Genomic DNA, 11,405 nt, shown 5'->3' on the forward strand with positions numbered 1-11,405 from the left:
GTAAAGGTCTCGTGCCCGCGTCGCTACCAGCCAGCCGTCAAGAGGTCTTCACTTTTTGTGAAGGCCGAGGCTCCCGCAGCCGCGCACCGGGCCAGCGGCCTTCCTGCACCAGTTGGCGGGCGACATCGGCGAGCACCACGCGCGCAGCGAGACCGGCGGGAGACAGTTCGTCGTCGGAGATGCTGGCGAGCATGTTGGGCCGCGTGGCGTATTTCTCCGCGACGGGCACGCTCGTCAGTATCACGTTCTCGGGCCTTGCGAGCGCCGCGCCAGGCTGTATGGTCGCGCCGATGCCGGTGCGGACGAAGTCCATCAGGAGCGCAAGGCCGTCGACTTCGGCGACGATGTTCGGCTCGTATTCGGCGCGCCTGAACGCTGATAACAACAGCGAACGCAGCCCGTGCGTGCCGCTGGGAAGAATGAGCGGAAGCCTGCCGAGATTTTTCAGCCGGACGGATGCGCTCGTCCAGCAGCGGCATCACGCTCCAGCGTTGCGCGGACTCCTCACTGAACAGCACGGCGAGATCGATCTGACGCGCGCTCAGCATGGACGCAAGATAGCCGGAGAGACTTTCGACCATGTGCAGCCGCACATCGGGATAGCGCGAGCGCATGGCCTGCATGAATGCGACACCTAGCACGCTCGCCGTGCTCGGCGCCATGCCGACGCTGACATGGCCCGACAGACGGGCTGAGCGTGCAGCGAGCGCGGCATCGTCGATGTGACGCAGCGCGAGTTGCGCCTGACGCCAGAACGCCAAACCTGCGTCGGTCGGAACGACGCCGCCCGAGGTGCGTTGCAGCAGACGCGTGGACAGTTCGCCTTCGAGACGGCTGATCTGCTGACTCAATGCCGAGGTCACCACGCCGAGTTCCAGCGCTGCCTTGCCCATGCTTCCGTGTTCCACGACGCTGAGAAAATAGCGTAGTTGTCTGAGTTCCATTCCGCGATCGGTCAGAAGGATTAGGCGGGTATTTTGACAGAACGTCGTCGGACAATCCTCCGCCTCGAGGTCGGATTTTTACAGCGCGTGCGCCTTTGAAGCAGCCGCTCATCTCAAGCAACAGGTCCAACAAACACATGGCGAGATTGCATGGAACGTAGCCAACACAAGCCAGGTTGAGCATCCAACTTAGCTCAAGTATTCGAATTGCAGACTATGCGTTTCCAAGACCGCCATACCTGAAGCTAACCACTCGTAGCCTTGCCAAAAGATATATCCGCGGCATCGGCGCCACAACGCGTCCCCTGTAGCGTCTGCGACCGGTGTGAAAACGGACTCTCGAATGACCTTCCAACGGCTCGGCTGAACGACCGCTCATGGCCGAGCGTGTGTAAAAACGCACGCCAAACGCTCCATTGGAAAAACACCACGCTCCAGATCGTCGTGCATTGGCTTGGAAGCGGTCTGGGAAGGGTGAAGCGACACCCGAAAACCGAGTGGTTTCGCGTTTTCACACGCCCTCGGCCGCTCCCGACCACCGCGGCTGGCCCGACTACGGTCATTCGCTGCCCATCGCGGTCGCCCTTGTTATGCCGGGGGCAGTCGGATCTTGGAAAGAGTAGACTTGCCCACTCCCATTCGCCGTTCAAGGTAGTCTCTATGTTGATAAAAGCCCTACGCGTCGGTCTCGGCCAGTTGATTTTACTCAGCGACGCCGTCAGTCGCCCACGCCCGCAGCGCCGTGGGGCGCAAGGTCAGGCGATTGTAGAAAAAGAAGCGGCGCGGCTATCGCTGTATCAGTTCCATTCGTGCCCCTTCTGCGTCAAGACGCGGCGCGCCCTGCACCGTCTGAATGTGCCGATGACGCTGCACGACGCCAAAAACGATCCCATCGCACGGGATCGTTTGCTGGCTGGCGGCGGCAAGATCAAAGTGCCTTGCCTGCATATTCAGGAAGAGGGCCAGTCGCGCTGGTTGTACGAGTCCAACGCCATCGTCGCCTATCTAGAGCAACGCTTCGCCGGAATCGCGTAACCCGTCGCGCGCAAACGTGAGGCGGGTATGAAAGCTTCCGGCCCAAGTTCGCTCCGTGGCATCGAGCTTAGTTGTCTACGGCTCCAGATTCCAGCTGACATCGGCCGTATGACGGGCCGGGGCTTGGTTTATGCTGCTCCTCCAAGGGCCGCTACCGCCCCGATGCAGACCTTCGACGATATTCGTCGTCAGGGGCCGCTCTCAAGGTCAAGCGGACATGCCTTCATGTGCGCCTGCGACAGGCTGCGAGCTTCATAGCGGGAGGCTCGTCGAACGCTTGATCTCCTTCAGTGAAAACCCCGTGTACATCTCCTTGATGTTGCCGAGCGTACGGATCCGGTGCATCGCGAGCTGATGGAACGACTCCATGTCCCGAACGACCACCTGAAGCAAGTAGTCGTATTTGCCGGATACGTTGTGGCACGCCACCACGTTCGGTAGTGCCATCACGCCTGCCTCGAACGCATGCATGGCCTTCTCGGAATGACTGTCGAGCATGATGTTGATGAAGGCAAACAGTCCCAACCCCAACTCCTGCTGATTCAGGGTTGCGTGGTAGCCCAGAATGACCTGCTTTTCCAGCCGCTTGAGCCGTTTCCAGCAAGCGGGCGCTGACATACCGATCTTCTCTGCAATTTCGGCGTTGGTCAGCCGGCCATCGACCTGCAGCAACTCCAGGATCTTCCTGTCCGTATCGTCCAGTTCCGTCATTTCCACTCTCCTCCATTGCACTGCCGCATCACGGCGGTCGCTCATTCGCGCGCCGAAAAGACGCTACGCGCCCTGTCCCGATGCGGATTCGCAGCGATCCAGCACCGGTTAATTATATTCTCGCCAAACATCGAAATGGTTATCAGGAAGAAATCTTATTAACCACGCTATCGATGATCATTAACCAAACAAAGGCAGAAAAGAAAGGGGGGCGCGCTGCAACGCGAGGCGTCCGAACCGTGTCTGCGATGTCCGAACGGCGGCGCCCACTAAAGGCGCCTGCCATCTATACACAAGAAATGGAGGAGCTGGATGAGTCTGTTCAGAACAAAGGATCTGTCGGCGATGCTTGCCGCCAGTCACGCGCCACATGGCCTGAAGAAGGTGCTTGGGCCCTTCGATCTCATCCTGATGGGGATCGGGGCGATCGTCGGCACCGGAATCTTCGTATTGACGGGCACCGGCGCGCTGACTGCCGGACCCGCGTTGACCGTGTCGTTCGTCATTGCCGCGCTCGCGTGCGGATTCGCAGCGCTGTGCTATGCGGAATTCGCGTCATCGGTGCCGGTTGCCGGCTCGATCTATACCTACAGCTATGCGACGCTGGGCGAGCTGGTCGCGTGGATGATCGGATGGGATCTGATGCTCGAATACGGTCTTGCGAGCTCGGCTGTGTCGGTGGGCTGGTCGGGGTACTTCCAGTCGCTGATCGGCGGATTCGGCCTGCATCTTCCCGCCGTGCTGTCGGCCGCGCCGGGTGCGATTCCCGGCGTGCATACATGGTTCAACCTTCCGGCATTCCTCGTCATGCTGGTGCTGACCGCACTGCTGTCTCTCGGCGTGCGCGAATCGGCACGACTCAACAACGTGATGGTCGGGTTGAAGATCTGCGTCGTGCTGCTGTTCATTCTGGTCGGCGCGCGCCACGTTCAACCGGGAAACTGGCATCCGTTTACGCCCTTCGGGTACTCGGGCGTGTTCAGCGCGGCCGCGCTCGTGTTTTTCGCGTTCATCGGATTCGACGCGGTCACATCCGCCGCCGAGGAGGTGAAACGGCCGGCGCGCGATCTGCCGATCGGCATCATCGGTTCGCTGGCTGTCTGTGCGGTGTTGTACGTCGCGGTGTCAGCCATCATGACCGGCATCGTTCCATACCCGAAGTTCCTCGGCGTGGACCACCCGGTGTCGCTTGCACTGCAATACGCGGGCGAGAACTGGGTTGCGGGATTCGTCGACCTCGGCGCCATTCTCGGCATGACCACCGTCATTCTCGTGATGACCTATGGGCAAACGCGGATCGTCTTCGCGATGTCGCGCGACGGCCTTTTGCCGAAAAAACTGTCGCGCGTCCATTCGAGTCTCGGTACGCCGTTCTTTGCTACCTGGATCGTCGGGATCCTGTTTGGCCTGGTCGCGGCCGTCGTTCCGCTCAACGTGCTGACCGAACTCATCAACATCGGGACGCTGGCGGCGTTCAGCCTGATTTCCGTCGCCGTCATCGTCCTGCGAAAAACCCGCCCCGATCTGCCGCGCGCGTTCCGCTGCCCTGCCGTGCCGCTGGTGCCTCTGCTTGCGATCGCGTTCTGCATCACGCTGACCGTGTTCCTTCAAGCCACGACCTGGATCGCGTTTCTGGTCTGGCTCGCGATCGGGCTCGTCGTGTATTTCACGTACGCGCGGCAACGCTCGCTCCTCAACTGACTTCGGGACCTCGCCCGGGGATCGGCCCGGGCGGCCTTTTCACTGAATGACTGAACGCATATGGATTACGACTTTGATCGCTTGATTTCCCGCCGCGGCACAAATGCCCTGGCGGAGGACGGCTTCGAAAACTATCTGTTCGGCGCCGGTGCGCCGGCACCCGCGCTCGATGTGCCGAGGGAAGAATTGATCTCGATGTGGGTGGCGGACATGCAGTTCGCCGCGCCGGATGCGGCAATCGACGCGATCTCCGAGCGCCTGAAGCACCCGGTCTTCGGCTACACGATGAACTTCGACGATCAGCTCTATGACGTTTTCCATGCCTGGTGTGTCGAGCGATACGATTGGCGCTTCGCCCGTGAGGAGATGCAGGTCTCGCTAGGCGTCATCCCGGCGCTCTTCGGGCTGGTCGAATACCTCTGCCAGCCCGGCGACAAAGTGCTCAGCCTGTCGCCGGCTTATGGCTACTTCAAGCATGCGACGGTTTTGCGCGATCGCGAATTCGTGACATCGCGCCTGCTCGCCTGCGACGATGGCGACTACGCGATCGACTTCGACGACTTCGAGGCAAAAGTCAGCGATCCGGCCGTGAAGCTTTTTTTCCTTTGCCATCCGCACAACCCGACCGGCCGGGTGTGGACGAATGACGAACTGCGCCGCATGGGCGAGCTCTGCATCGCAAACGGCGTCAAGATCGTTTCCGACGAGATCCATTGCGATCTGCTCAGAACCGGCGGCCGGCATACGCCGTTGGCCAGACTGTTCCCGGGCAGCCGGGACATCATCACCTGCATGGCCGTCAGCAAGACCTTCAACCTGGCGGGGATGATGATCGCGACCGTGATCATCTCCGACCCGGAATTGCGCGCGGAATGGAAACGGCGGCACTACCCGTTCGTGAATCCCCTCAGTCTCGCGGCTGCCATTGGCGCGTATCGGAACGGCGCACCGTGGCTGGATGAGTTGCGCGCGTATCTGGACGGTAACTTCGCATGGACCCAGCGATTTCTGAACGAGCACTTGCCCAAGGCCAAATTCCGCATTCCGGATGCGACCTATCTGGCATGGGTCGACCTGCGTGCCTATTTCGACGGGTCGGTCAACCTCACCCGGTTCTTCCTTGAAAAAGCGGGCGTCATCCTCGAGGGCGGGGAAATGTTCGTCGAAAACGGCGATGGCCGAGTCCGGCTCAATCTCGCATGCCCACGATCGCAGGTACAGCGGTCGCTGGAAAAAATACGTGATGCGATCGTTGGCTTCCACGAAGACCGGACCATCAATAGCAATAGCTCCCCCTCAACCAACGTCCGTCACAGAGGAAACTCATGAACGATTGGAACGAGTATCGCGAGCAACTCACGCTCCGGCTACGCGAGTTCTCCAAACTTGCCCCGGAAACCATGAAGGGCATCGCGTCACTAGGTCAAGCGGGAGAAAAGACAAACCATCTCGACGCGAAGACAAGGGAACTGGTCTCTCTGGCCGTTGCCGTGACCACACGCTGCGATGGTTGCATTGCGTTCCACGCGAGTGAGGCGAAGAAAGCGGGCGCGACGGCGGAAGAACTGTCGGAAGCACTCGGCGTTGCCATCAACCTAAATGCTGGTGCTGCTCTGGTCTATTCTGCCCGCACATTGGATGCCTTCATAAAGGCCTGATCAGAAGCGGATAACAAATAGAGGCGATTCCGTTGCAGGCGGTGGCACCGTCAGGCGCCACCATCGATATCAATTGCTCCAATGCGAAGGCTTAAAGGGTTGGTATTAATGGCTGCACTCAGATGCATAGCCAACGCTCGAACGACCGACTGATCGTGTCGGCCACTGACGCCTAATGGCCGCCTGTTGCCTGTCGCAGCCACACGTTTGATCCGGCGCAAGCGCCCCGCGATCACGGCTCTCGTGGCCGCAATGGCGAGTACACTGAGACCGCAATAGATGCAGGAGAATGTGATGACTGACTTTGACCCCCAAAGCACCTTCCGAGGGCTGCCGCTTACCGTGGAGCAGGATGCGGAAGTGAGGCACTACATAAAGGACCGAACTCGGCGTGGGCTGCCATGGGACACGTCGGAGTTGAGCTCGATGCTCAAGGACATGCTGCAGCCCCCAGGTGGCGGCGACGGAGATGACGCCTCCCCGGCAGACGAAACCCGAGCGGCCGCCGAGCGCGCATCGGCGTCGGTTGACGAAGCGATGGATCCCATCGAGGCGAGTGAGGAGTGGAATGCGGCCATGGAGGCGGAAGGGATGAAAGGACCCAGACGATAAAACGAGGGAATACGTGATCGGCGACGAAAGCGATTGGCTATAGCATTTCAGGAAAGACCTCGAAGCGGGCGCCTTCGATCAACCGGAATGAGATCCCGAATTCCGTCGAAGCGTGGGTGAAAGATGGTCGCCTGCGTGAGCCGCCAAACACGAATCTGATAGCGCAACCGCTCGCCCGTCTACCCCGCGTCAGTTGGCTTACGAAGGTCCGTTGACTGGGCGAAACCGACGTGCGAGCGTCCGTGTGAAAGCGCAGACGAACGGCCGTCGTTGGCCGACTACAGCCTGCTCGCAAGCGCCCTCGCCGGCAATCCGCGAAGATGGTATGACCGCGCCTCGTCCCAAGCCATTGCGCGCTCCGGCAGTCGGTCGTTCGTTCCACGACCGGCGCGAGCCGGCCGCGACGCCATTCAGCGCGCCGCGTCGCCCCCCGACAACAACGCCCCGCTGTCGGCCACCGCCGCCCCAAACGCCCCCGCGAGCCGTCCGACGCCTTCCCGGATGGCCTCGACGCCCGGCGCGGCGAACGACAGCCGCAGCGTCGCATCGTCGACGTTGTCCGCGAAGAACGCGTTGCCCGGCACGAACACCACCTTGTTCGCAATGGCGTGCTGCAACAGTGACGCCGACGGCACTGCGCCGATCCGCGCCCACACGAACATCCCGCCTTCCGGCCGGTGAAACGCGATCGCATCACCGAGACCGTCGCGCAGCGCGTCGCACATCGCATCGCACTTGCTTCGATACGCGTGCGTGATGCGCGGCAGGTGGCGTTCGAGCGCGCCATCGGCAAGATACTCGGCGGCAATCGCCTGCGTCCACGGCGTGCTGCACAGATCGACCGTCTGTTTCGCGATCACGCAGCGCCGTACGATTTCCGCGGGCGCGATCGTCCAGCCGACCCGCAGCCCGGGCGCGACGATCTTCGACAGGCTCGAGAAATGCACGATCCAGTCGCGCGCGCCGTCCACCTCGCCGGCGAGCGCGAGCATCGACGGCACCGGCTCCCCGGCAAAACGCAGGTCGCCGTACGGATCGTCCTCGACGATCAGGAACCGGTGGCGCACCGCCAGCCGCAGCAACGCGATGCGGCGCTCGCGCGTGAGCGTCGCGCCGGTCGGATTCGCGAACGTCGGCACCGTGTACAGCAGCTTCGGCCGCGCGAGCGTGCCTGACGCGAGCATCGCGTCGAGCCGCTCGACGTCGAGGCCGTCGCGATCGACCGGCACGGTGACGATGCGCGCCTGCTGCAGCTTCATCGCCTGCAGCGTCGCAGGGTACGCCGGCTGCTCGGTCAGCACGACGTCGCCCGGTGCGACCATCACGCGCAGCAGCAGGTCGAGGCCCTGCTGCGAGCCGGTCGTGACGAGCAGTTCGGCGGGCGTGCACGACGCGCCGCGTGCCTCCATCAGCGCGATCAGCGCGTGTTTCAGCTCCGCGAGGCCGTCGGTCGGGCCGTACTGAAGACAGCGGGTCGGCTGCGCGTAAGCGCGCGCGGCGGCTTCGTTCAGGCCGTCGACGTCGAACAGCTCGCTGGCCGGATAACCGCCCGCGAACGAAATCATGCCGGGCTCGGCGAGATACTTGAACAGTTCGCGGATCGGCGAACCGGCGGGATTCTGGAAAGAAGGCGTGAACGCGTACATGTCGTCGTGGGCGGGTTGCGGTCGGAGAGCGGCGCGTCGGTCGCACGACCGTGCGGCGTCGCGCATGTCGTGCACCGTCAAAAATCGAGCGTCGACGCGCAATGCGTCGATTGCGAATGTGACGCGTCGATTGTGGTCAGTCATTCACGCCGCATCAAACGATATCTATTCACAACGTCTTGACGTTTGCTCATCAACTCGGCCGAAGTGGTCGTCTGGAGCCCGGCAGACCTGGTTTCGGGGTAACGGCCAGACAATGGCGCGGCGTATCCCCAAAGGGGCATCGAGGATTACCGGAGAACGCGGCGCGGACCGCCGGCGTTTGGCCGATTGCCGTCACCTGTAGCGTCTTCACGGCAGTCCATCGGAAAAATGAAAGCTGTCGCCCAACACAGCGCAGTTGACACGAATTTTTAACGTGTCAATGGTCCTGGCCGGTCGTCCCGGACGTTGGCGTTTTGCCTTGTACAAGGGATATCCCCACCCCGGATAGTCCTAAAGAAAATCCTAAGCATGCCGAAAACTCCGATGTCACAACCTCCCCCAATTCCGGTTCGCCATAACATGCTAAAAACCATTCGCGCACGCATCATCGCGCTATGCGTTGCAATCGTTGTCGTCGCTGTCGCGGCCAGTGCCGCCCTCAACTACTTCGTCGCCTATTCTTACAACTCTGATTCGATCCGCAACACCCTCTCGGCTCTGGAAGACAGCCACACCGTTGCTGTTGCCGACTGGGTTGCGACCCACGCCCAGATGGTCAATTCGCTGCAGGACGCGGCAATGCAGCCCGATCCGATCCCGGCGCTCAGGCACGTTGCGGCGGCCGGCGGCTTCTCGGACGTGTACATTGGCTACGCGGACAAGACCGCAAAATTTTCCGATCCAAACGGCATTCCGCCCGGCTATGATCCGACCTCCCGCCCTTGGTACCAGCAGGCCGCCTCCGCACGCAAGGGCGTCGTGACGCCGCCTTACGTCGACGCCGCCAGCGGCAAGCTGGTGGTCTCGTTCGCCGTCCCGGTGATTCAGGACGGCGCGGTAAAGGCCGTCATATCGTCTGATCTTTTCATGGACAGCGTGATCGCGAACGTCAAGGCGATCCATCCCACGCCCGGCAGCTTCGGGATGGTGGTCGACGCGAACGGCGTACTCATCGCGCATCCGGACCCCAAACTGACGCTCAAGCCGGTGTCCGACGTGGCGCCCGAGCTGACCGGCGAGCGGCTCGCGACGCTGCTGAGCGCGTCGAACCCTATGCCGGTCGACGTCGGTGGCAGCATCAAGCTGATGCGCGCGGAGCCGATAGCGGGCACCGACTGGCGCCTGATCGTCGCCCTCGACGAGTCCGACGCGACCGCTGGCATGCGCTCGCTGCTCCGTGTGTCGCTGATTGCGTTGATCGTGATCGTGGGCCTCGCCGCGGCCGTGGTGGCCGGCGCGACGGCCGTGTCGTTCAAGCGGCTGTCGAATGTGCGTGACGCGATGGAAGCCATCGGCAAGGGCGAAGGCGATCTGACCCAGCGCCTGCCGGCAGGCGGTAGCGATGAGGTCGCACAGATCGCGCGCGCCTTTAATGCCTTCATGGACAAGCTGCGCGACGTCATGCGCCACATCCGCGACGCGAGCGAGTCGGTGCGTACCGCGAGCGACGAAATCGCGGCAGGCAACGTCGACCTGTCCAGCCGGACGGAATCGGCAGCGGCGAGCCTCGAACAGACGGCCGCATCGATGGAGGAGATCACCGCGACGGTGGGGCAGTCGGCGAGCGCAGCGAACCAGGCAGATACGACAGCCGCTGCGGCCTCGCAGGTTGCCGCGCGCGGTGGCGCGGTCATCGCTGACGTCGTGACGACGATGGGCGAGATCGAAAACGCTTCGGTGAAGATTGCCGACATCATCAGCGTGATCGACGGCATCGCGTTCCAGACCAACATTCTTGCGCTCAACGCAGCGGTCGAAGCGGCGCGCGCGGGCGAGCAGGGCCGCGGCTTCGCGGTGGTGGCGGCAGAGGTGCGCAGTCTCGCGCAGCGCAGCGGACAGGCCGCCAAGGAGATCAAGGACCTGATCGAGTCGACAGTGACGAGCGTCACGTCGGGCTCGCAGCTCGTGCGGCGCGCGGGTGACACGATGGCCGAGATCGTCAGCAACGTGTCGAACGTGACGACGATCATCTCCGAGGTCACGCACGCGGCCAGCGAGCAGACGCGCGGCATTCAGGAGGTGAACCGCGCGGTCAGCCAGCTGGACGAGATGGTCCAGCAGAACGCGGCGCTCGTTGAGCAGTCGACGGCGGCGGCGGCCGCGCTGCGCTCGCAGGCAGGCGCGCTTGCTGATGCGGTGGGGAGGTTCAAACTGAACTGAGCGGATACGGCCATGACAGTTGTTAAAGGTCATGGTCGACACGGATCGCGACATCCGGGGCGAGGGGCAAGGCGATAGCGCCCAGCCGGCTGGTCAGTCGCGTTCGTGAAAAACCGGGGCAATTCAGCAGCAAGGACCGCGCGAAGCGGTCCTTGTTGTTTATGCCGTTTCCGCTCGTTCGACAGGCTGATGGTATGGCTGCTCCCGCTGCGCAAGCTGGCTGTAGTCCGGCGAGATGTTGATTTGCCGAGTGACGTGGTTGATGGAGAGGAAGACGCGGTCACCCGGTTCGAATCCGAACAGCTTGAAGTGCGCATCGATCACGCTCATCCAGGGCATGTACGGCCCGCCTTTCCTTGGCCGGTCAGGTGTGCTGCGGAGGGTCATCGCAAGCACAGTGCTCGGCTCGCGCGGTTTACGCTTCTTTGGTCGTGACTTACTATTGGCGTCAGCCATGGTCAACTCCTGCTCTGAGTTGGTTGTGGTCAGCGGGTCGTATGGGTTGCCGCCCATGCGGCCCGCGCTTTTTGCTACCGTGAATTCCCTGCTCCCCTTCCTTCGCTACGCCTTGTCGTGCAAGACGACTTTTCCGACCGTCGGCGCAAACTGTTCTCCGTTCAACAACCGACACTCGAGAAGCAGGGCTTCGGGATTAGTTTAGCTGTACTGGTGTCTCGAAAATCGGGCGGCCATCAGGATTGGCCGAAGGGTATATGGGGGGGGGGGGGGGGGGG

9 protein-coding genes and 1 pseudogene are annotated in these 11,405 nt (G+C 62.2%); 6 read left to right on the plus strand and 4 right to left on the minus strand.

All coding sequences use genetic code 11. From position 1 onward, the window contains the following. Positions 1-37: 37 nt before the first annotated feature. Positions 38-944 (minus strand): annotated as a pseudogene (locus tag LIG30_RS09145) (LysR family transcriptional regulator). 660 nt (positions 945-1,604) lie between these two features. Between LIG30_RS09145 and LIG30_RS09150 the strand changes: the two are divergent. Beyond that, positions 1,605-1,979: a glutaredoxin family protein gene (locus LIG30_RS09150; protein WP_038711473.1), complete on the plus strand. Its 375-nt coding sequence runs from the start codon at positions 1,605-1,607 to the stop codon at positions 1,977-1,979. 252 nt (positions 1,980-2,231) lie between these two features. Here LIG30_RS09150 and LIG30_RS09155 read toward each other — a convergent pair whose 3' ends face one another. Further along, complete coding sequence (locus tag LIG30_RS09155) at positions 2,232-2,690, minus strand: Lrp/AsnC family transcriptional regulator (protein ID WP_038711498.1); 459 nt, start codon at positions 2,688-2,690, stop codon at positions 2,232-2,234. 312 nt (positions 2,691-3,002) lie between these two features. On the opposite strand from LIG30_RS09155, the gene LIG30_RS09160 reads away from it, so the two are divergent. From LIG30_RS09160 to LIG30_RS09175, 4 genes are all read left to right on the plus strand, one after another. Beyond that, the gene (locus LIG30_RS09160; protein WP_038711475.1) at positions 3,003-4,391 is read left to right on the plus strand and encodes an amino acid permease; all 1,389 of its coding nucleotides are present in this window, start codon (positions 3,003-3,005) and stop codon (positions 4,389-4,391) included. A gap of 60 nt (positions 4,392-4,451) precedes the next feature. Beyond that, positions 4,452-5,720, plus strand: coding sequence for a MalY/PatB family protein (locus LIG30_RS09165; RefSeq protein ID WP_051994933.1), 1,269 nt, complete (start codon positions 4,452-4,454; stop codon positions 5,718-5,720). After that, on the plus strand, positions 5,717-6,049 hold the full coding sequence (locus LIG30_RS09170; protein WP_038711476.1) for a carboxymuconolactone decarboxylase family protein: 333 nt from the start codon (positions 5,717-5,719) through the stop codon (positions 6,047-6,049). The genes LIG30_RS09165 and LIG30_RS09170 overlap by 4 nt, the downstream gene beginning before the upstream one ends. A gap of 294 nt (positions 6,050-6,343) precedes the next feature. Continuing rightward, the gene (locus LIG30_RS09175; RefSeq protein ID WP_038711500.1) at positions 6,344-6,661 is read left to right on the plus strand and encodes a hypothetical protein; all 318 of its coding nucleotides are present in this window, start codon (positions 6,344-6,346) and stop codon (positions 6,659-6,661) included. 410 nt (positions 6,662-7,071) lie between these two features. On the opposite strand, the gene LIG30_RS09180 is transcribed toward LIG30_RS09175, so the two are convergent. Further along, on the minus strand, positions 7,072-8,307 hold the full coding sequence (locus LIG30_RS09180; RefSeq protein WP_038711502.1) for an aminotransferase-like domain-containing protein: 1,236 nt from the start codon (positions 8,305-8,307) through the stop codon (positions 7,072-7,074). Between the two features lie 564 nt (positions 8,308-8,871). Here LIG30_RS09180 and LIG30_RS09185 point away from each other — a divergent pair. Then, complete coding sequence (locus LIG30_RS09185) at positions 8,872-10,671, plus strand: methyl-accepting chemotaxis protein (protein ID WP_038711478.1); 1,800 nt, start codon at positions 8,872-8,874, stop codon at positions 10,669-10,671. A gap of 159 nt (positions 10,672-10,830) precedes the next feature. Here LIG30_RS09185 and LIG30_RS09190 read toward each other — a convergent pair whose 3' ends face one another. Further along, positions 10,831-11,127 carry a hypothetical protein gene (locus LIG30_RS09190; protein ID WP_038711504.1) on the minus strand — a complete coding sequence of 99 codons (297 nt, stop codon included), beginning with the start codon at positions 11,125-11,127 and terminating at the stop codon, positions 10,831-10,833. Between the last annotated feature and the right edge of the window lie 278 nt (positions 11,128-11,405).

It is taken from the genome of Burkholderia sp. lig30, assembly GCF_000687455.2.
Lineage (GTDB): Bacteria > Pseudomonadota > Gammaproteobacteria > Burkholderiales > Burkholderiaceae > Burkholderia.